The organism is Roseibium sp. SCP14 (assembly GCF_040329475.1).
Classification (GTDB): Bacteria; Pseudomonadota; Alphaproteobacteria; order Rhizobiales; family Stappiaceae; genus Roseibium.
This window is the reverse complement of sequence record NZ_JBDZYH010000014.1, coordinates 73,106-91,939: the sequence shown is the minus strand read 5'-3', so window position 1 is coordinate 91,939 and position 18,834 is coordinate 73,106. Positions and strand designations below refer to the sequence as shown.

At 55.5% G+C, this 18,834-nt stretch carries 20 protein-coding genes and 1 pseudogene; 13 read left to right on the top strand and 8 right to left on the bottom strand.

Annotated elements, in window-relative coordinates; genetic code table 11:
- Positions 1 to 4: 4 nt before the first annotated feature.
- From ABLQ08_RS31445 to ABLQ08_RS31425, 5 genes are all read left to right on the top strand, one after another.
- Positions 5 to 1,273 carry an ABC transporter substrate-binding protein gene (locus tag ABLQ08_RS31445; protein ID WP_352950725.1) on the top strand — a complete coding sequence of 423 codons (1,269 nt, stop codon included), beginning with the start codon at positions 5 to 7 and terminating at the stop codon, positions 1,271 to 1,273.
- A gap of 61 nt (positions 1,274 to 1,334) precedes the next feature.
- Complete coding sequence (locus ABLQ08_RS31440) at positions 1,335 to 2,255, top strand: carbohydrate ABC transporter permease (protein WP_352950724.1); 921 nt, start codon at positions 1,335 to 1,337, stop codon at positions 2,253 to 2,255.
- Between the two features lie 3 nt (positions 2,256 to 2,258).
- Positions 2,259 to 3,092, top strand: coding sequence for a carbohydrate ABC transporter permease (locus ABLQ08_RS31435; protein ID WP_352950723.1), 834 nt, complete (start codon positions 2,259 to 2,261; stop codon positions 3,090 to 3,092).
- Complete coding sequence (locus tag ABLQ08_RS31430) at positions 3,089 to 3,940, top strand: amidohydrolase family protein (RefSeq protein ID WP_352950722.1); 852 nt, start codon at positions 3,089 to 3,091, stop codon at positions 3,938 to 3,940. The genes ABLQ08_RS31435 and ABLQ08_RS31430 overlap by 4 nt, the downstream gene beginning before the upstream one ends.
- Before the next feature lie 59 nt (positions 3,941 to 3,999).
- Positions 4,000 to 4,329, top strand: a complete 330-nt coding sequence (locus ABLQ08_RS31425) for an L-rhamnose mutarotase (RefSeq protein WP_352950721.1) — start codon at positions 4,000 to 4,002, stop codon at positions 4,327 to 4,329.
- Positions 4,330 to 4,438: 109 nt separating this feature from the next.
- On the opposite strand, the gene ABLQ08_RS31420 is transcribed toward ABLQ08_RS31425, so the two are convergent.
- From ABLQ08_RS31420 to ABLQ08_RS31410, 3 genes are read right to left on the bottom strand one after another with little or no spacing between them, the layout of a single operon-like run.
- Positions 4,439 to 5,269: an amidohydrolase family protein gene (locus ABLQ08_RS31420; protein ID WP_352950720.1), complete on the bottom strand. Its 831-nt coding sequence runs from the start codon at positions 5,267 to 5,269 to the stop codon at positions 4,439 to 4,441.
- Between the two features lie 3 nt (positions 5,270 to 5,272).
- Positions 5,273 to 6,295: an aldo/keto reductase gene (locus ABLQ08_RS31415; RefSeq protein WP_352950719.1), complete on the bottom strand. Its 1,023-nt coding sequence runs from the start codon at positions 6,293 to 6,295 to the stop codon at positions 5,273 to 5,275.
- Positions 6,292 to 7,089: an IclR family transcriptional regulator gene (locus ABLQ08_RS31410; RefSeq protein ID WP_352950718.1), complete on the bottom strand. Its 798-nt coding sequence runs from the start codon at positions 7,087 to 7,089 to the stop codon at positions 6,292 to 6,294. The genes ABLQ08_RS31415 and ABLQ08_RS31410 overlap by 4 nt, the downstream gene beginning before the upstream one ends.
- A 151-nt stretch (positions 7,090 to 7,240) precedes the next feature.
- On the opposite strand from ABLQ08_RS31410, the gene ABLQ08_RS31405 reads away from it, so the two are divergent.
- The 6 genes from ABLQ08_RS31405 to ABLQ08_RS31380 all read left to right on the top strand — a co-directional run bounded on the left by ABLQ08_RS31405 (position 7,241) and on the right by ABLQ08_RS31380 (position 13,220).
- Positions 7,241 to 8,560, top strand: coding sequence for an extracellular solute-binding protein (locus ABLQ08_RS31405; RefSeq protein WP_352950717.1), 1,320 nt, complete (start codon positions 7,241 to 7,243; stop codon positions 8,558 to 8,560).
- Positions 8,561 to 8,914: 354 nt separating this feature from the next.
- Positions 8,915 to 9,808 (top strand): carbohydrate ABC transporter permease, encoded by an 894-nt coding sequence (locus tag ABLQ08_RS31400; RefSeq protein ID WP_352950716.1) that lies wholly within the window; start codon positions 8,915 to 8,917, stop codon positions 9,806 to 9,808.
- Positions 9,809 to 9,812: 4 nt separating this feature from the next.
- Positions 9,813 to 10,676, top strand: a complete 864-nt coding sequence (locus ABLQ08_RS31395; protein ID WP_352950715.1) for a carbohydrate ABC transporter permease — start codon at positions 9,813 to 9,815, stop codon at positions 10,674 to 10,676.
- Between the two features lie 3 nt (positions 10,677 to 10,679).
- Positions 10,680 to 11,777 carry an ABC transporter ATP-binding protein gene (locus tag ABLQ08_RS31390; protein ID WP_352950714.1) on the top strand — a complete coding sequence of 366 codons (1,098 nt, stop codon included), beginning with the start codon at positions 10,680 to 10,682 and terminating at the stop codon, positions 11,775 to 11,777.
- A 1-nt stretch (position 11,778) separates the two neighbouring features.
- On the top strand, positions 11,779 to 12,891 hold the full coding sequence (locus ABLQ08_RS31385) for a mandelate racemase/muconate lactonizing enzyme family protein (protein ID WP_352950713.1): 1,113 nt from the start codon (positions 11,779 to 11,781) through the stop codon (positions 12,889 to 12,891).
- The gene (locus tag ABLQ08_RS31380) at positions 12,891 to 13,220 is read left to right on the top strand and encodes an L-rhamnose mutarotase (RefSeq protein WP_352950712.1); all 330 of its coding nucleotides are present in this window, start codon (positions 12,891 to 12,893) and stop codon (positions 13,218 to 13,220) included. The genes ABLQ08_RS31385 and ABLQ08_RS31380 overlap by 1 nt, the downstream gene beginning before the upstream one ends.
- Positions 13,221 to 13,242: 22 nt before the next feature.
- On the opposite strand, the pseudogene larC reads toward ABLQ08_RS31380, so the two are convergent.
- The 5 genes and pseudogenes from larC to ABLQ08_RS31355 form a co-directional block, all read right to left on the bottom strand.
- Positions 13,243 to 13,515, bottom strand: a pseudogene (larC, locus tag ABLQ08_RS31375) (nickel insertion protein); the annotation flags it as partial.
- A 140-nt stretch (positions 13,516 to 13,655) separates the two neighbouring features.
- Positions 13,656 to 14,012 carry a hypothetical protein gene (locus ABLQ08_RS31370; RefSeq protein WP_352950711.1) on the bottom strand — a complete coding sequence of 119 codons (357 nt, stop codon included), beginning with the start codon at positions 14,010 to 14,012 and terminating at the stop codon, positions 13,656 to 13,658.
- A 36-nt stretch (positions 14,013 to 14,048) separates the two neighbouring features.
- Positions 14,049 to 14,549 (bottom strand): lactate racemase domain-containing protein, encoded by a 501-nt coding sequence (locus ABLQ08_RS31365; RefSeq protein ID WP_352950709.1) that lies wholly within the window; start codon positions 14,547 to 14,549, stop codon positions 14,049 to 14,051.
- A 386-nt stretch (positions 14,550 to 14,935) separates the two neighbouring features.
- Complete coding sequence (locus tag ABLQ08_RS31360; RefSeq protein ID WP_352950707.1) at positions 14,936 to 15,778, bottom strand: fumarylacetoacetate hydrolase family protein; 843 nt, start codon at positions 15,776 to 15,778, stop codon at positions 14,936 to 14,938.
- A 13-nt stretch (positions 15,779 to 15,791) separates the two neighbouring features.
- Positions 15,792 to 16,538, bottom strand: a complete 747-nt coding sequence (locus ABLQ08_RS31355) for an SDR family oxidoreductase (protein WP_352950705.1) — start codon at positions 16,536 to 16,538, stop codon at positions 15,792 to 15,794.
- Between the two features lie 207 nt (positions 16,539 to 16,745).
- On the opposite strand from ABLQ08_RS31355, the gene ABLQ08_RS31350 reads away from it, so the two are divergent.
- On the top strand, positions 16,746 to 17,516 hold the full coding sequence (locus tag ABLQ08_RS31350; RefSeq protein WP_352950703.1) for a GntR family transcriptional regulator: 771 nt from the start codon (positions 16,746 to 16,748) through the stop codon (positions 17,514 to 17,516).
- Positions 17,517 to 18,051: 535 nt separating this feature from the next.
- On the top strand, positions 18,052 to 18,456 hold the full coding sequence (locus ABLQ08_RS31345; RefSeq protein WP_352950701.1) for a hypothetical protein: 405 nt from the start codon (positions 18,052 to 18,054) through the stop codon (positions 18,454 to 18,456).
- The last annotated feature ends 378 nt before the right edge of the window (positions 18,457 to 18,834 follow it).

Here is an 18,834-nt window from a genome sequence, read left to right as displayed (position 1 = left end):
TGAAATGAACAGAAGGTTTGGAACGGGACTGATGGTCTCTGCGGTGGCATTGCTCATGGGAATGAGCAACGCCTGGGCGGATGCAACAATCTCATTGCGTTTCAATGACAGCGAACGGAAGGAAATGCGTGCCGCTCTTGATGAGTTCGAGGCAGCAAATCCTGGGATCAAGGTTGAGCTTCAAACCATCGCATGGAAGGATTCCCGCGACCAGTTCCTGAGAGAAGCAGCTGTCGGGCAAGGACCGGATGTGGTCCATATCGCTTTTGTCTGGACACAGGAAATGGCGGAAGCCGGCGCGGTACTGCCGCTGGACGAGTTGACGCAATACGGCGAATTCGCAAACGGCTTTGATGATTTCATTGCAACCGACCTGACCATGTATGACGGCAAGGCCTATGGCGTGCCGTGGACAGCCGACACCTGGGCCGTCGTCTATCGCACGGATGTGCTTGAGGAAGCCGGCATAGAAGCATTGCCGAAAAGCTGGACAGATCTCAGAAAAGTCAGCGAAACCATCAAGGAAAAAACCGGCAAAACAGGCTTCGCCTTCGCTGCTGCCAACCAGATGTGGTTTCCGGTCAACTATTATATCTGGTCCAACGGCGGGAACTTTATCGAGTCTGATGGTGAAGGTGGGTTTCAGGTCGGTGTGACCGAGGATCAGGTTGCGAACGCAATGAACTACTTCAAGGGCTACATCGATGATGGTCTGGCCCCGCGTTCGATCCTGTCGATCGACCAGCCGCACGATCCTGCTTTGCTGCAGGCATTGCTTGAAGGCAATCAGGCTATTGCGATGATGCCGACCAACACATACCGGCAGCTGCTCTCGGCCTACGAAGAGACCTACTCCGGAGAACCTGTTCCGTTCACGTCCGGCATTCTGATGGAAGGCACGGAAGGCCCCAAAACCCACTTGGGTGGCCGCACACTGGTCGTGAACTCCAATACGGAATATCCGGAGGAATCCTGGAAACTCCTGCAGTATCTCGCATCGGCTCCGCTATTCGAGAAGTACTACACCAACCAGTTTCCGGCCCAGAAGTCCTTGTTGGATCAGATCGAGTACCGCAAGGAAGAAACAGGCTTCTCGACCCAGTTGGCGAATAACACCCGGACCTGGGGAGCCTATGCTGAAAGTGGTGTCGGTGTCGGCCCGCTTTGGAACCTTACTTCACGGTCCTTCGGCACGGCTCTGTCCGGTCAGACGCCACCGGAAGACGCCGCTGAGGAGTTGATTGCCGAAATCAACCGTATGCTGGAAAAATAAGAAATCCACCGGGCAAGGCTGTTGCCTTGCCCGTCGCCTTTTGCGGAGACACGGGCAGTCAATGACGCTTTCGCCAAATCAACGCAGACGCTTCACTGTATTTGCGATGCTGCTGCCGACTTTTCTCATCCTGGTTGGCTTCTACCTCTATCCGACACTTTACAACCTCGAACTGAGTTTCACGGATATGACGCTGCTGAAGCTTCGAAAAGGGGGGGATTTTGTCGGGTTTGAAAACTACGCAGACTTTTTGTCGAGCTCATCGCTGTTCGACATCGCTATCAATACGGTTTTTTGGCTGACCGCAATTTCCGTCGCCTGCCGCATTTTTCTTGGTCTGCTGTTCGCCTTGTTGCTGAACTCCAGATTCCTGAAAAACATGCGCCTGACCACAATCGCCCGGCTCATTCTGCTCGTGCCGTGGGCGACCCCACCGGTCGTGGCGGTGATCGCCTGGCGTTGGCTGTTTGATCCGACCCATGGACCGATCAATTCCTGGCTCTTGAAGACGGGACTGATTTCAGATCCGATCGCCTTCACGGCAGACCTGACAACTGTCTGGCCATCCATCATCACAATTATTGTCTGGAACACCACGCCCCTGATTGGCGTCTCGTTGCTGGCTGCTCTTCAGACGATTCCCGAGGACCTGAATGAGGCGGCGGCAATCGACGGAGCCAATCGCTGGCAACAGTTCCGCTTCATCACGCTGCCTTACCTCATGCCGACGATCTCGGTCCTGACGCTCATGAGTATCATCTGGACATTCAACAACTTCGTCTATGTCTGGCTCACAACCGGCGCCGGCCCTGGAACCTACACGAACGTTCTGGCAACGGAGGTCTACATTAAGGCCTTCATCGATTTGCGTATCGGATACTCGGCCGCGATCGGTGTCACGATGGCCGTGGCCATGGCGGTCTTCGGGGCGCTCTATTTCAGATATTTCGGTCTCAATGAAATGCAGGACAAAGTGGGCTAAGTCATGAAACAAAGATCCACAAACCCGCTCGCAAATGCAGCTGAAAACGGCGCGCTTCTGATTGGTTTTCTGTTGTTTGCCGTGTTCCTGCTTGCGCCCGCGGTCTATGTCTTCAAAGGCTCTTTCGAGAGCCTCTCGGTTTCCCTGGTCGCGACAGAAGCGGAATGGACGTTTCGCAACTATTTATCCATCTTCAAGGACGGATATTTCATCTACGTGTTCAATTCGCTGCTGGTTTGCATTACCGCGACTGTGCTGGCCTGCATGATCTCCCTGTTTGCTGCCTATTGTCTGTCCCGGTTCCGGTTTCGGGGCAGGAGTCTGGTGTTCGGATCCATCATGGGGGGGCAGTTCTTTCCCTGGATCATTCTGGTCAACCCGATCTTCATCCTGTTCGCCCGGGCGGGGCTGATCAACAGTCAGATCGGTCTCATTCTCTGTTACACCGCTTTCATCACACCGTTCACGATCTACCTGATGGTTGGATACCTGACGACGATTCCAAAAAGCCTCGACGAAGCGGCGATTGTCGACGGCGCTTCGCGCTTCACGGTCGTGATCTATATTATTCTGCCGATCATGTGGCCCGGGATCGTCGCAGCCGGGACGTTCGGTTTTCTGCAAAGCTGGTCCGAATACCTGCTGGCGCTTGCGCTGATCACGGACAACGATGCAAAAACCATCCCTCTCGGTCTCTATCAGTACTTCGGTGACGTTCAGGTTGATTGGGGAGCGGTCATGGCAGGTTCTGTCGTCGCCACCGTTCCGACGCTTCTTCTGTTTCTGCCGCTGCAGAGAAAGCTTGTTTCGGGATTGACTGCAGGGGCGACCAAATGATGCGCATAGATGCGCATCATCACCTTTGGGACCTTTCGCGCGGAGGCTATGACTGGCTGTCGGATGCCAGGCCGAAACTCCACCGCACTTTCATGCCGGCTGAATTCGATCCGCTTCTGAAAGAAGCCGGCATCGACAAGACCATCCTCGTGCAATCAACGCCCTCTGTCGCGGAATCGGAGTTTCTGCTGGAGCTCGCAGCCAAAACCGACTTTGTCGCTGGGGTGGTCGGGTGGGTCGACTTTGAAGCTGAGAACGCTGTTCTTCAGTTGAGCCAACTGTCGCTGAAACCCTTTCTGGTGGGGATCCGAGGCATGATGCAGATGCAGGCTGCGCCCGATTGGGTGCTGAACCCCGGATTTGCACCAGTGTTTGAAACACTGATTGAGCTCGATTTATCCTTCGATGCGCTCATTCGCCCGATCCACTTGCCGGTGGTCACGGAGTTGGCCCAGCGCCACCCGAATCTGAGGATTGTCGTCAATCATGGAGGCAAGCCCGAAATTCGGCAGGACGCCTTCAGTTCATGGGCGTTGGAGATTTCCAGGCTCAGCCAGAACAGGAATGTGTTCTGCAAACTGTCCGGTTTGCTGGCGGGCATGCCTGAGGGAGCTAAACTCGAAGGACTGTCACCTTATGTCGATCACATCATTCAAACGTTTGGCCCTTCCCGCACCATGTGGGGAAGTGATTGGCCTGTCCTGGAAGAATGCGCACCCTACGCAACCTGGTACGCCATTACTGAAACAGAACTCGCAAGACACTCTGCAGAGATCCGGCAAAACATCTACGCTGATACGGCGATTGAATTCTATCGACTTCCTCCAACTCCGGAACCAACTGATTGACCGCTCTCAAAGGGGGCAGGTTCGCCTGCTGCACATCACTCAAGCTTTGGACACAGCCTATGCAAAGAATGGGAATGGTCATCGGCATCCAACCGGACAAGGTCGATGAATACAAAGAGCTGCATGCCGCCGTGTGGCCAAAGGTCCTCGAGCGATTAAAGCTGTCGAATATCACCAACTATTCCATCTTCCTGAAAGAGCCGGAAAACCTGATGTTCAGTTACTGGGAATATACCGGTGATGATTTCGACGCCGACAAGGCGGCGATTGCCGCCGACCCCGTAACTCAGGAATGGTGGCAGCTGTGCGGACCGATGCAAAATCCGCTGGAAAGCCGCAAGCCGAATGAATGGTGGGCGTCCATGGAAGAAGTTTTTCATCTGGATTGACGCGCTTCAGAGGCTGAAGGAACGTTTTCAGTCTACGGCTTGGAACTCATGGCTGTGTGCATTCAGGTTTCGCGTCAAATTCCGGCATTAAGATCAGTTGAGCCGGCGATCACTTTCGCAATTTGTAAGCAGTCGCCGCATTCCCGCCAAGAACTGCATCCCGCTCGGTCTCGTTCAGATCCGCAAGTAGCGTTTCTGTCGTTTCGACCCATCGAGCATACTCACAGGCAAGCGTGCAGACAGGCCAGTCACTGCCCCAGATCAATCGATCCGGACCAAAAGTGAACAGGAGATGATCAACGTAAGGCTTCAGGTCTTCGACCGTCCAGTCGTCTGCAGCTTCGGTCACGAAACCGGAAAGTTTGCAGTAGGCAGAAGTATCTGAAGCAATCGCCGCCATGTCCTGAGCCCAACCGTCAATCACCCCGTCGCGGATCAAAGGCTTGGAGCCATGGTCGATCACGACCCGCATATCCGGATATTGGGCAAGAAGTGATCGCAGATTTTTCAGGTGACGTGGCAGCGTCAGAGCATCAAAGCTCAAATTCCGCTCAATTAGCGCTTCGAAGACTGGTGCTAGGTCAGAGCGCAGCATCCAGTCCGTATCTTCGATGTCCTGAATAAGCGGGCGCAGACCCGCAAACGCTGGATGCTGCATGAATCTGTCGATGATCGAAACCGAAGCCGGATCTGCAAAGTCAACCCAGCCGACCACTCCCTTGATGAAATCGTGTTTGTCGGCGAGCGACAGCATGAACTCTGTTTCTGCAACAGTAGGGGCTGCCTGCACCAGAATCGTACCTTCAACCCCGGCCTGCTGAAGCAGGGGAGACAGGTCAGAGGGCAGAAAATCGCGATAGATCTCGGTCAGTTCGGGTGTCAGCCAACCATAGTCGCCGCGGGCAAGCGCCCAGAAATGCTGATGAGCGTCAATCCGCATGGTTCACACCTTCTGAAATGGATTTTGGTTTGGGGTGGGGGCGTCGGGATGCAACAGCTTGTTGTCCTTCAGTTCCTGCCAAAACGCTGCCGGTATTGGGGCCGCAGTCCAATCAAGGGTCTGCTGCAACTCCGCCCGATTTCGAAGGCCTGGAATAACCGAAACGACAAGAGGATGGGCAAGAGGAAACTGAAGCGCCGCCGATGGCAGTGACACTTCGTGACGCTTGGCGCAGGCGGAAAGCGCCTCCACGCGCGCTATGACCTCCGGAGGTGCGTCGCCATAATTCCACGTAGATCCACCGACCAGGATTCCGGAATTGTAGGGGCCGCCCACGATGATCGACGTTCCTGCCGCAGCGCATTCCGGAAAGAGGTTATCGAGTGGCTGCTGTTCCAGGAGCGTATATCGACCTGCCAGAAGGAACACATCCCAGGTTCCAATCGCCAGCGCATCCCGGCAAACCTGCGTTTCGTTTACGCCGAGGCCAATGACCCTTACATCCCCGGCGCTGCGCAATTCTTCCAACGCCCGATATCCGCCACTTCTCAAATCATTGAAATGCTTATCGTTACGGCTTCCATGGGTCATCTCGCCAATGTCGTGAACAAACAGCATGTCGATGCGGTCAAGGCCGAGCCGCTGCAGGCTTTCCTGGTATGAACGCATGACCCCGTCATAGGAATAATCAAAGACGGGTTGAAACGGCAAAGGGTCGGGCCAGCCGAGCGAAGAAGGATTGTCGTGAGCCCCGGGTTCGAGCAGCCGCCCCACCTTGGTGGACAACAGATAGTCGGTGCCGCGCAGCAGATCCCCGATCATCCGTTCCGACCGGCCCAACCCGTAGAAAGGGGCCGTGTCGAAATACCGGTATCCTGCCCCACGCACTTCCGACAGCATGGCGTGGGTCTCGCCGTGGTCATTCGCTTGCAACAGCCCGCCAAGAGGCGCTCCACCAAACCCCAGAACCGGGATCGTCAGTCCACTTCCGGCAAGCGACCGCTTCGGAAAACCGGCACGGTTCATTGCTCGTCTTCTTCGATCGTCAGTTCGCCGCGGAAATAGGCCGTGAGGTCTTCAGCGACCTGGCGATAGGCGTTTTCGGTTTCTTCAAGATCAGCCGTGCGCAGACTGTCCACGCGCTCAAGGAACGGACAGCTCAATGCCGCTGCGATTTCGCCTGAGGGATGAAAAATCGGGAAACTCAGATTGGTGATGCCCCGCGTGGTCTCCGACTTTTCCTTGTAATAGCCGAGGTCGCGAACAAGCTGCAGCTCCGATCGGAACTTCTTCTCGTCCAACTCCGGCTCGCCGACCGCACGTGGGTGGGTCCTGATCAGTTCCTTCAGTTCTTCTTCGCTGCGAAATGCCGCCAGGATCCGTCCGGTCGCGGTATTGCACAAACCGATCACCGATCCTGTACGAATGGCCATGCCCCAGTTTCCAGGACTTTCCACCGACGACACGATAACGATCGAGCCGCCGGTTTCCATGCCGATGTGACACGATTGCCAGACCTTGCGCGACGCCCGACGCATCATCGGCAGGGCGACTTCAAGGAGCCGTTCGATCGGCGAAAATCTTTGTGCCGTCGAGAAAAGCTTCAGACTGAGTGAATAGCGATCACCGTTGTTTCGGGAAACGTAGCCCCGGCGCACAAGCGTGGAAAGCATCCGATAGATTTCGCTTTGGGACCGTTCCAGCGCCCTAGCAATCTCGCTTTGTGAAAGACCATCCTGACATTCCGACAGAAGCTCGATGATATCCAGGCCCTTTTCCAGCGCGGGTGCGCGGTACTTGGCGTCTGGCTCATTAGGCATGGCTGATTTTCCCATTCTTTTGTTTCCTGATTTCTACCGAAAATTCCAGCTGCAGGTCAAGGCTTGATTTAAATCCGAATAAATGTTTTATTTATGAATATTGAGGGTTGCCGACGAGCAGTTTGCGTTGCCCTGAATGGGAGGAAATCACATGAAATCCAATATTTTCAGAGCGTTAGCCGCTTGTTCTGCGCTGGTGTCATTTGCGGAATTGGGAGTTGCAGCGGACTATGGCAGCTTTCCGGGCGTCGAAATTGACGCCAAGCTGATCGGTGGCCAGCAGTATGAGGGCCTTTATGGCCGAATCGCCGATTGGGAGGCTGCCACCGGAGCCAAGGTCAATATCATCTCCAAGAAGAGCCATTTCGAAATCGACAAGGAAGTGAAATCAGACATGGCGGCCGGCACAACATCCTGGTGCGTCGGATCCAACCATTCGTCCTTTGCCCCGCAGTATGAAGGGCTCTATGTCGATCTGGCCGATTTCGTTCCGGCTGAAGAAATCGCGGAGTTCGTACCCGGAAACATCAAGGCTTCAACGGTTGGCGGAGATCTCCTGATGCTGCCGCGCGCCCAGTTTGACGTCTCCGTACTCTACTATCTCAAGTCGAATTACGAAGACCCGGAAAAGGCCAAGGCCTTCGAGGTGAAATACGGTTATCCGCTGGCCGCTCCGGAAACCTGGGAACAGGTGAAGGATCAGGCGATCTTCTTTGCCAACCCGCCCAACTTCTATGGCACGCAATATGCCGGTAAGGATGAGGCGATCGTTGGCCGGTTTTACGAAATGCTGGTGGCTGAAGGCGGTCAATATCTCGGTGACGACCTTCGTCCCGCATTCAATTCCGAAGCCGGTCAACGTGCACTCCAGTGGTTTGTGGATCTTTACCAAGCCAAGGCAGTGCCTGCTGGTACCACCAGTTACGTCTGGGATGACCTGGGGCAGGGTTTTGCTTCCGGGACGGTTGCTCTCAACCTGGATTGGCCGGGATGGGCGGGCTTCTTCAATGATCCCGCGTCCTCGAAGGCTGCCGGAAATGTCGGCGTAGCCGTTCAGCCAATGGGCAGCGTTACACGCACCGGCTGGTCCGGACATCACGGCTTTTCCGTTACCAGCGACTGCGCCCACAAGGAAGTCGCCGCATCGCTTGTACGCTTCCTGACCAGCGAGGAAAGCCAGCTTGCCGAAAGTGCAGGCGGTTCGCTGCCGACCCGCTCTGCCGTCTGGGAAGCCAACCTGGCCAAGGCCAATGCAGGCGATGATGCGTTCCGCGCAGAAGCTCTGGCCGCTTTCGCAGAAGGCGCCAAGTATGCTTTCGCGGTTCCTCCGATTGCGGAATGGGTGGAAAGCACAAACATCGTCTTCCCGGAGCTGCAGGCGGCGATTGTCGGCGACAAAAGCGTCGAGCAGGCGTTGAACGATGCGGCTGAAGAAGTCGATGAAATGATGCAGGACGCAGGTCACTACTAGAGGCCGCTTAACCCGGCCGGGGTTCTCTCACCGGAAACCTCGGCCGGGCAAACCAAACACCCAAGAATGCCCTCCGTTTGTTTTGACATCTTGCACGAAAGGCCGGGATTTCCGTGCCCTGGTGATGACGTGTGTCCAAAACTGCGCGAATGCGCTTTCGAGTACCGACGCCAACGACATGCTAGCGATGTCCTGAAACAGGGGCACAGGCAGACTGAGAAAAAGCAACTGCGAAGGTCGAAAGAAGAGAAGATGGATTTGAGCCGCTAGCAGGGTTTCAATTCCTGGCTGGGCGACGCGCTTTCAATGCGCGCCAGCCACCCAAATACAAAAGGTTCTGTGAGAGGACTTAATATGCGCCGCCGCCTGCCAGAGTGGTTTTTGTTGCTGCTGCCTGCAATCATAGTCATTGCGGTCGTGGTTTTGATACCGCTCCTGTTTTCACTCTATTCCAGCTTTACACCTTACAAGCTGACCCGTCCGTCTTCGCTCTGGAAGTGGATCGGGACGCGCAACTACGAACGCATTCTTGAAGACTGGAAGTTCTGGGCGGCGTTTGGCCGAACCATTCTGGTGCTGACCATTGCGCTTAACCTGGAAATGCTGTTCGGGCTGGGCATTGCCCTGATGGTGAACAAGGTGACCTGGGGCCAGCGAACTCTGCGGACGATCCTGATGTTCCCCATGATGTTCTCGCCCATTCTCGTGGGGTTCCAGTTCAAGTTCATTTTCAACGACAATGTCGGGCTGGTGAACAACATTCTCCAGTCGACAGGCCTCACAAATGCGGCTCTACCCTGGCTGGTCGACGGGAGGCTGGCGCTGTTTTCGATCCTGTTTGCCGAAATCTGGATGAGCACATCGGTCTTCGCAATTCTCATTCTGGCCGGTCTGTTCGCCATGCCACGCGATCCACTCGAAGCGGCAAAGGTGGACGGCTGCACACCCTGGCAAAGCTTTCGTCACATCACGTTGCCGTTCCTGATGCCGTTCATCTTCATAGCCATGACCATTCGCAGCCTCGACGTGGCACGAGCCTATGACATCGTGCAGATCATGACCGGCGGCGGTCCGGCCCGCCGGACGGAACTGCTTTGGACCCTTATGAGCCGGACCGGTTACGTCGATGCCAAAATGGGTCTTGCCAATGCCATGGGATACGTGTCGATCCTGCTGTCGATCGTGTTCACGGTCTATTTCTTCAAAAAACTGAGCGCCGCACGCGCCGAATTGGGCATGGCTGGATAAGGCAATGGATCGCAATCAATCACATCGCAATCGCCGCCGTATCCTGAAGGGCCTTCATTTTGCCGGTCTTTTCCTGATCATGGCGATCATCTGTATCCCGGGTCTCTGGATCGTGCTGAATTCGTTCCGGCCGACGGTCGAGATCATGGCCAAACCGCCTGTCTGGTCACCCAGTTTCACGCTTGAACACTACCAGGCGATGTTTGCCGGTGCGGGTGAAGGCGGGGTGCCGGTGTTCAGCTATTTCCGCAATTCACTGATCGTTTCCGTCGTATCGACCTTCATCGCCATTCTCATCGGCATGTCTGGCGGATATGCCTTTGCCCGATATCGTTTCAAGGGCAAGTCGGGCTACTTTGTCGGCTTGATGCTGTTCCGGGCGGTTCCGGGCGTAGCCCTATCGCTGCCACTTTTCATCGTGTTTGCCCGTGTCGGCATTATCGACACGCATTTCGGACTGATCCTCGCCTATGTGGCGATGAACGTACCTTTCACGATCTGGCTGACGGATGGATTTTTCCGGCAAATACCGAAGGAGCTGCATGAGGCAGCTGAGATAGACGGCTGTACGCGCTGGCAGGCCTTCTGGAAGGTGGAGTTTCCAGTCGCACGCTCCGGTGTCGCCTCTGCTGCCATTTTCGCCTTCCTCACTTCCTGGAACGAATTTGCTCTGGCATCACAGCTCACCCGTTCCGTCGGATCAAAAACGATGCCAGTGGGCCTCCTCGACTTTACGGCCGAATTCACGATCAACTGGGGTGGAATGTGTGCACTTGCCGTGCTCATGATCCTGCCGGCCCTCATCCTCACTTTCATCGTTCAAAAACACCTGATTGCCGGCCTGACCTTCGGCGGCGTCAAAGGATAATCCATGACCGAAGTTACACTGAGCAATGTCGTCAAACGTTATGGCCATCATCAGGCCGTTCATGGCATCAATCTAGATATCCAGCATGGTGAGTTCGTCGTGCTGGTCGGCCCTTCGGGTTGCGGCAAATCCACCACACTCAGGATGATCGCAGGGCTTGAGGAAATCTCCGACGGCAATGTTGCTATCGGCGGGAGAGTGGTCAACGATCTGCCTCCGCGCGAGCGCAATATCTCAATGGTGTTCCAGAATTACGCCCTTTACCCGCACATGAACGTCCGTGAGAACCTCGGATTTTCGCTGAAGATCGCCAAACGCCCGCAAGCCGAAATTGACGACGCGGTCAAGGAGGCTGCAGCTATACTGGGGCTTGATGAACTGATGGATCGCAAGCCTGCCGCGCTGTCAGGCGGGCAACGCCAGCGCGTTGCCATGGGCCGGGCGATTGTGCGGCACCCGGATGTCTTCCTGTTTGATGAACCGCTCTCGAACCTCGACGCAAAATTGCGCACCCAAATGCGGGTCGAGATAAAGAAGTTGCACCAGAAGGTCGGCAACACGATCGTATACGTCACGCATGATCAGGTCGAGGCCATGACCCTGGCCGACAGGATCGTCCTGATGCGCGATGGTCACATCATTCAGGTCGGGACACCGCTGGAGCTGTTCAACACACCCGTCGATACATTCGTGGCAACGTTCATAGGATCGCCACCAATGAACATTGTCGACGGGGTCATCACCCAAAACAGCACCATTCGCCTATCCGATGAGCAGGAGATCCCGGTCCCGTCTTCTGCCCGTCGCGATATTTTTGCCGGGCAGAAGGTTCAATTCGGTTTTCGCGCAGACAATCTCAACCCGGTCGGACATGGGGTGTCTGAAGACGGCGAGGGGGCGGAGATAGAGCTGACCATCAATCTGTCGGAACCGCTTGGCACCGAAACGATCCTCTTTGCAGATCTCGCCGATACGGAGGTTCAGGGCAAGATGCTGAACCCCCGTCCGGTGGCCCCGGGCGAACGCATGACGTTCCGCCTCACCTTGGACAAGGCGCATGTGTTTGACGCCGAAACCACAAACGCAATCCGGAGCAACTGAGATGGCAACAATCACCCGCGTCGAAATAAAGATGATCGATCTTGTTCCCAAGATCACCCGGACGGATGCGATCCAGAGCTTCGTCAGCCAGGAAACCCCCATCGTCATCATTCATGACAGTGATGGCGCTGTCGGGACTGGATACACTTATACGATCGGTACCGGTGGACCGGCGGTCGTCTCACTTCTGGAGCGCACGCTTGCCCCTGCACTGATCGGCAAGGATCCAACGCGTTTTGAGCAGCTCTGGCGTGATTTGCTGTTCCAGACCCATGCTACCGCGGTAGGGGCAATTACCTCTCTCGCTCTGGCCGCGATCGACACCGCCTTGTGGGATTTGAACTGTCGCAAGAACGGCCTGCCTCTCTGGAAGGCAGCCGGAGGCGTTCGGGACAAGATGCGTCTCTACACCACCGAAGGCGGCTGGATGTACTTCACTGAAGACGAGCTGGTGGAGAATGCCCTGGCGGCCAAGGAGAAAGGCTTCAAGGGCTCGAAGATCAAGATCGGTTCGGAATATCTGGTTCAGGACCGCCGTCGTCTGACCAAGGTGCGCGAGGCCGTTGGCGATGACTATGAAATCATGGTCGACGCCAATCAGAACTACGACATTGCGCAGGCCATCCGCGCAGCGCGCATGCTTGATGAGCTGAACATTGCCTGGTTCGAGGAGCCGATGCCGGCTGATGATATCGCTGCCCATGTCGAGCTGGCTCGCCGCTCACATGTTCCCATAGCAGTAGGCGAAAGCATGTATTCGCAGAGCCAGTTCAAGGACTACATGCAGCTGGGGGCTGCCTCAATCGTGCAGGTGGACGTTGCCCGCATAGGCGGCATCACTCCCTGGCTCAAGGTTGCTCACACGGCGGAGTGCTTCAACATTGCCGTCTGTCCCCACTTCCTGATGGAGCTTCATCTGCCATTGATCTGCGCTGTGCCGAACGCGAAATGGCTTGAGTACATTCCCCAGCTCGACGGCGTCACAAAAAGTCAGATGCAGGTTGTCGACGGGCACGGGATACCGTCCCGGGAACCGGGGTTGGGAATTGACTGGGATTGGGATGTAATTTCGAAGTTGGAACTCGTTCACCACGACGTTCGGAAGGCCGCCTGATGCAGCGCATGGGAATGATGATCGGGATCAAACCTGAAAAGATTGAGGAATACAAACGGCTGCATGCAAACGCCTGGCCTGAGGTTCTTGCCCAGATCAAGCGCAGCAACATCCGGAACTATTCCATCTTTCTGCGCGAGCCGGAGAACATCCTGTTCGGATACTGGGAATATCACGGCTCCGATTTTGCCGCCGATATGGCGGAAATGGCAAATGACCCGAAAACACGTGACTGGTGGACCCTGACGGACCCGTGTCAGGAGCCGCTGGCAACCCGCAACGAAGGTGACCAGTGGTCCATGATGGAGCAGGTGTTCCTGATGGAGTGACCTGCTGGGGGGCACGAACGTTCGGGCGCAGCGCGTTCTTCACAATCCGCTGGCGAATATCGGACCAATGCGTCGTCGGTGGCGCACTGTGCGCACAAACGACATCGGCGCGCAGGCAGGCAAAACCCTTTTCCCGAACGTCCTTGACTTGCAGTCTCACTTGATCAGAAATCCCTGCAGCCGCCCAATCTTTCAAGACGTCTTCTTGCGTCTTTGGAAATGCGGACAGCATCGCTGCAAGGAACATATCTCCCGATATGCCTCCAACCGGATCCAGATGGAGAAGCTGCGTCATGGCGCCGCCCGCGCGCCTGCCTTCGGCACCACATATGGGCCTTCGGGTATAATCGCCACTGCCGGGTCATCATGCCGACTGATGCTATTTGCAACCGCTGTTGTCAGGTCAGTAACGCGTTCAACGCCGGTGAGCGTGAATTACGCATCCGACAGGGAAGGGGCAAACAACTGAATTTGCCCCACCCGCATCGGTTTGAGCTGCATTTCCGTTTGCCATTCATCCACGTCGGCAAAGCTTTTTGCCTCCAACTCTGCCAGAAACGCATCAGGTCCCAGCTCGACAAGCTTCTGCTGCGCGGTTCGGAAGTGATCCGATCCAATCCCCTCTGCACAGGACGAGGCAATGATGAGGGTGCCGCCTTCTTCCAGAATATCCAGAGGCGTGACCATCCCCTTGACCGTTAGGTAGTAGGTCTGGTTCAGCGGATAACCGGCTGCACTTGTCACCACCGTCTTGAATTTTCGACCAACGGCGATCTCGGTGTAGGAGCGCACAAATTCGACGGTTGCCAGATGACTTTCAACAATCTCTCAGAAGCTGCAGAAAACCAGATTGCGTTTGTCGTCGACCACGGTGTTGAGTGCGTAAACCTCTCCCAGCCGCTTAACGATTTCGAGCTGTTCTTCGTGCAGCGGGTTGCCTTCAAGATTGCATTCACGCGCCAACGGGTGCTCCATGAAACGAGCCGAATGAAAGGTGCGAATGGTTTCATGATGGGCAATGCCCGGAGCGACAACTTTACGGCCACTCGAAAACCCGGCCATGAAATGCGGTTCAACCAGGCCTGTTGCGATTTTCAGATCCGCCTCAACGAAGCGGCAGTCCAGCTTGATCGGTACTTTTCGCCCGGGCGTAAAACCCAGGTCCACATGATCTTCGTCCTGCGGGGCGAAGTGATTTTCAACGCGCACGTTTTCCAAAACCCACGGATCGCCTACCAACTCCGCCAAATCATCTCCGGGATTGGGGCGACGGAGGCCCGTTGCGACCAGGACCACAATCTGATCGAGCGGAATTCCGGCAGTCGTCATCGTATCGATCATCGGATGCAGAAAGAGATGGTTCGGCACGGGGCGCGATAGGTATGCAGGCAGAGCGTTTGCCCCGCGCCAGTTCCTTGAGCGAAGCAGATCCTCGTGGGTTTTCCAGTGCCTCTTCAATATGCAGCGATGGTGCGGGGCAGAGTGGGAAGGCCTGTTTCTCGATCACATGCGGCTTTGAGTTGCAAGGCAACGAAATCGTCAGGCCTTCGCGACCGAAAAGAAGATCAACATTCATGCGTGCTCTCGACCAAATCCACACGGCACTCGTTCAAACCGGTGAGGGTCGATCCCGCCATGACTGTTGTCATGACGGGATCACATTCGCTAATCCAGGCCTGCTTCGATGGGCGTCGACTGATGTCGGGAGCCAGGGGTCAGCCTTGAACCACCTTCTGACGTTGCGTGCCGAGCCCCTCAATGCCGAGTTCCATTTCGTCGCCGGCTTTCAGGTAAACCGGTACCGGTTTCATTCCCAGTCCCACACCCGGAGGGGTGCCGGTCGAGATGATGTCGCCAGGTTGAAGCGACATGAATTGCGACAGGTAGCTGACCACATGAGCGACGCCATAAACCATCGTATTGGTATTGCCGTCCTGCATCCGCTTGCCATTGACATCCAGATACATCGGCAGCGCCTGGGGATCGGTCACCTCGTCGCGGGTCACGAGCCAGGGACCGATAGGGCCAAAGGTGTCGGCGGACTTGCCTTTGGTCCATTGACCTTCGCGTTTGGCCTGAAAATCGCGTTCCGAGACGTCGTTTATGACGCAATAACCTGCGACGTAGTCCAACGCATCGGCCTCATCGACATATTTTGCTTCCTTGCCGATCACCACGCCCAGTTCGACTTCCCAGTCTGTGGCGGTTGAACCGCGCGGAATCTCGACATTGTCATTCGGACCGCAGATCGCAGACGTCGCCTTGGCGAAAATTACCGGTTCCGAAGGCACGGGAAGGCCGCTTTCCGCTGCATGGTCGGAGTAATTCAGGCCGATACAGATGAACTTGCCGACACCCGACACACATGGCCCATAGCGCTCGACGTCGACCGCCGGCAGGGTGGACAGGCCCAGAGCCGCTATCTTTGAAAGTGCCTCGTCTCCTATGGTCTCGCCAGAGATGTCAGCCACATGCTCCGACAGATCGCGAACAACGCCATCTGCGTCCAAAATGCCGGGTTTTTCATGACCTTTCGGGCCGTAACGCAACAGTTTCATTTCCTGCTCCTGATTAGGCGGTCCAGCCGCCATCGATTGTGTGAGTTTGTCCGGTGGTGAAACCGCTGGCATCCGATGCGAGGTAGAGCGCGAGAGCGGCAATTTCCTCCGCAGCCCCGACCCTGCCCATGGGTTGGCGCGCAATGAACTCGCTCAAGGCTTTCTCGTAATCGCCTGTGTCGCGAAGCCTGTCATGCAACGACGGACTGTCCACAGTGCCTGGGCAGATGGCATTGCAGCGAATGCCCCTGGTGACAAAATCCGCGGCAATCGACTTTGTGAGCCCGATAACCGCGGCCTTGGAGGCGCAATAGGCAAAACGGTTGGGAACACCTTTGATTGAGGAGGCGACCGATGACATGTTCACGATCGAACCTTTGCCCTTCTCCAGCATTCCCGGGATAACTGCCTTGCAAAGGCGGTATTGGGACTTGGCGTTCAGTTCGAAGGCAAAATCCCAGTCATCTTCGGGGCAATCGAGAATGCTGCCTGCGTGAACAAAGCCTGCACAATTGAACAGGACATCCAGCGGGCCGATCGCGTCCAGAACGGTGGAAATGTCTCGAGCGTCGGTTACGTCAAGCTTGATGGCCGTAATGCCGTCTATCCTTGCAAGTTCGGCAAGAGTGGCATCATTGATGTCCGTTGCATATACAACGGCGCCGGCTTGGGCAAAGGCTTCGGCACTTGCACGGCCAATGCCCTGACCCGCCGCGGTCACCAGTGCCGCTTTCCCTTCGAGCGATAACTCATAGCTCATCGATTTTCCTTTCGAATTTTGTACCTCCGGCCAGCGCACGCCTCAGGTTCAAGATCGGGCTGACTTCTGTATCCGGCAGGGAATCTTGTCGGAAAACAGCTTCATGTTGCTATATCTGGTATACCAGGTATTCTAGTTATTCAAGTTGAAACGATCGGAAAGACTCAATATCCAAGCAAGTCAGGCTTGACCGAAGAGGTTACGGACATGTCGGAACAAGGCAGCACACCCGGTCGGCGCAGGGCGGCAAACGCGGGTCCATCAGGCAAGGGACAATTCGATACCGGATCTCGTCAGACACTTGCAGATCATATTTATGAGCAATTGCACTATCAGATCACCAACCTGACCCTGCCGCCAGGCACGCCGATACTGGAACGGGAAATTGCGACCGAGTTCAATGCATCCCGAACGCCGGTGCGCGAAGCGATCCTGCGCCTGTCTAAGGAAATGCTTGTCGAGGTGGTGCCGAAATCGGGTACCTTTGTTGCGCGCATTCCGCTTTCCGTCTTGCCGGAAGCTCTGGTTGCCCGGCGGGCGCTGGAACGTGATCTAGCTGCGCGAGCAGCTGTCAGAGCGACACCGTCACAACTGCTCCGCTTGCGAGCGATCATAGAAGAAAGCCGCGAAGCTGTTGCAGCCTCGTCGCAAGCGACGTTCGACAAAACCGACAGTGCCTTCCACGCGGAAATAGCCGTAATGAGCGGATTTCCGGGACTGTGGAAGATGATCCAGCAGATCAAAACGCCAATCGACCGCCATCGACACCTGACGTTACCTGTCGCGGACCGGATGGAACAGGTGATGCGAGAGCACAGCGCCATCGCCAATGCCATAGAGCAAGGTGATGCCGATCTCGCTGCAGAGCGCATGGATTTTCACCTGCGCCAGCTCAAATGGGACATCCTTCAAACCATTGACCGTCATCCATCCTATTTCATTTACGATATTGATCCTTCCGAGTTGGCGGAGGATTGATGACTTTCAGCGGTCTTCGTTCAACGAGGAGCTTAGGTTCCGGATCGCCTGAATTTCCGGGCCAACCTGGCTCGGTAACCCAGAATTCTGACCGGTTCGAAGCCCTCCTTTCTCTCTCTGTGGTGATTGGAGGTTAGAGCTTGTGACTCCGACGAGAGCCAGCTGCACAGGCGTCAATCAAAAGACCGTTTTCTGCAGCAACTTGTAACCTTTTCACCGGGTTTGACCTGTTGTTGAAGTCCCCCGTTGCAGATGGGTGACGTGTTCATTGATTTGATTTGACGCATCTCAAGTGGGTTGAACGCAATGCGAACGACGCTGAAGCGCGGTGGTGGAAGTTGTTTGTCAATGACTGATTAATCAATTATCTATCATCGCTGCATCATTCAGTAATTAATGCCTCTGGCAAGGGGAAGTGATGCGATGGGAGGAATTTTCAATGAATTTACTTGGAATTGTCCTCGGGCTACTCGCCGAAATGGGAATGTCGCAGTCGGTTCAGATCGGGCGGGCTGATGGCGGAGCTTTCTGGTAAATGATCAAGCAGCCCATCTCGTTGGCGTTGATGGTTGCCATAGCCTTTGGCCTGTTTGTGACGATACGGCGAAGCTGGCGTTTCCAGGTCGGTCACGTGTCGAAAGCGCCGGCGACGATCGTAGAACTCGTATTCACTGCAACCATTTCCGCGATTGCCCTGTATCTGTTGTTTTCCCTAATGGAATTGCCGGTCTCGTCCCGATTGTTTCCGCGACTGGTGTTGTGGGTTGTTTTGATTGCCTCGATTGCGAGTTTTGTACTTGCGGTGAAAAGGCGAATTGAAATGCCTTTCGGGCCGAGCGGTTTGAAGCTGGTTCCAATTTTCTCTGCGTTCGTGACCGCGCTCTATATCCTCCTGATACCCTACTTCGGCTATTTCACCTCCAGTTTTGTGTTTCTGTAGGTCGGGTCCGCGGCGGTCCAGTTGCGCGAAAGGCATCATCTTGGAGGTGGGCGTGCTGTCTTGGTACAATTTGCCGGCGCATTGGCAGTTCTGGCCGTGATCTACGTCATCTTTGTACAAGGACTTGAGCTGCGCTTTCCCGACGGCATTTTTCTCTGAAGGTGACGGTGGAGTTTCTATGGGCAGGACACTCCTTCGCATCATGTTGAAGGGGACAGAGCCGCGGGTTGAGAAGCGCAAAAAAATAATTTCTGGCGAATTCCGGGTGCAGTCTTGCCGATTAGTGATTTGAAGAAGACCTGAGCCAAGGCCAAGGCATTGCTATCGGTTGTTCAGACCAGTGTGTGGTTTCTATATGTGGGCGCACACGGATTCTGT

What these genes read in the sequence shown, in the direction of transcription:
- ABLQ08_RS31405 (WP_352950717.1), top strand. Translation starts at nt 7,241, where the DNA reads ATGAAATCCAATATTTTCAGAGCGTTAGCCGCTTGTTCTGCGCTGGTG.
- ABLQ08_RS31415 (WP_352950719.1), bottom strand. Translation starts at nt 6,295, where the DNA reads ATGAACCGTGCCGGTTTTCCGAAGCGGTCGCTTGCCGGAAGTGGACTG.
- ABLQ08_RS31355 (WP_352950705.1), bottom strand. Translation starts at nt 16,538, where the DNA reads ATGAGCTATGAGTTATCGCTCGAAGGGAAAGCGGCACTGGTGACCGCG.
- ABLQ08_RS31410 (WP_352950718.1), bottom strand. Translation starts at nt 7,089, where the DNA reads ATGCCTAATGAGCCAGACGCCAAGTACCGCGCACCCGCGCTGGAAAAG.
- ABLQ08_RS31385 (WP_352950713.1), top strand. Translation starts at nt 11,779, where the DNA reads ATGGCAACAATCACCCGCGTCGAAATAAAGATGATCGATCTTGTTCCC.
- ABLQ08_RS31390 (WP_352950714.1), top strand. Translation starts at nt 10,680, where the DNA reads ATGACCGAAGTTACACTGAGCAATGTCGTCAAACGTTATGGCCATCAT.
- ABLQ08_RS31440 (WP_352950724.1), top strand. Translation starts at nt 1,335, where the DNA reads ATGACGCTTTCGCCAAATCAACGCAGACGCTTCACTGTATTTGCGATG.
- ABLQ08_RS31380 (WP_352950712.1), top strand. Translation starts at nt 12,891, where the DNA reads ATGCAGCGCATGGGAATGATGATCGGGATCAAACCTGAAAAGATTGAG.
- ABLQ08_RS31350 (WP_352950703.1), top strand. Translation starts at nt 16,746, where the DNA reads ATGTCGGAACAAGGCAGCACACCCGGTCGGCGCAGGGCGGCAAACGCG.
- ABLQ08_RS31445 (WP_352950725.1), top strand. Translation starts at nt 5, where the DNA reads ATGAACAGAAGGTTTGGAACGGGACTGATGGTCTCTGCGGTGGCATTG.
- ABLQ08_RS31420 (WP_352950720.1), bottom strand. Translation starts at nt 5,269, where the DNA reads ATGCGGATTGACGCTCATCAGCATTTCTGGGCGCTTGCCCGCGGCGAC.
- ABLQ08_RS31345 (WP_352950701.1), top strand. Translation starts at nt 18,052, where the DNA reads ATGATCAAGCAGCCCATCTCGTTGGCGTTGATGGTTGCCATAGCCTTT.
- ABLQ08_RS31425 (WP_352950721.1), top strand. Translation starts at nt 4,000, where the DNA reads ATGCAAAGAATGGGAATGGTCATCGGCATCCAACCGGACAAGGTCGAT.
- ABLQ08_RS31365 (WP_352950709.1), bottom strand. Translation starts at nt 14,549, where the DNA reads ATGACGACTGCCGGAATTCCGCTCGATCAGATTGTGGTCCTGGTCGCA.
- ABLQ08_RS31400 (WP_352950716.1), top strand. Translation starts at nt 8,915, where the DNA reads ATGCGCCGCCGCCTGCCAGAGTGGTTTTTGTTGCTGCTGCCTGCAATC.
- ABLQ08_RS31430 (WP_352950722.1), top strand. Translation starts at nt 3,089, where the DNA reads ATGATGCGCATAGATGCGCATCATCACCTTTGGGACCTTTCGCGCGGA.
- ABLQ08_RS31360 (WP_352950707.1), bottom strand. Translation starts at nt 15,778, where the DNA reads ATGAAACTGTTGCGTTACGGCCCGAAAGGTCATGAAAAACCCGGCATT.
- ABLQ08_RS31435 (WP_352950723.1), top strand. Translation starts at nt 2,259, where the DNA reads ATGAAACAAAGATCCACAAACCCGCTCGCAAATGCAGCTGAAAACGGC.
- ABLQ08_RS31395 (WP_352950715.1), top strand. Translation starts at nt 9,813, where the DNA reads ATGGATCGCAATCAATCACATCGCAATCGCCGCCGTATCCTGAAGGGC.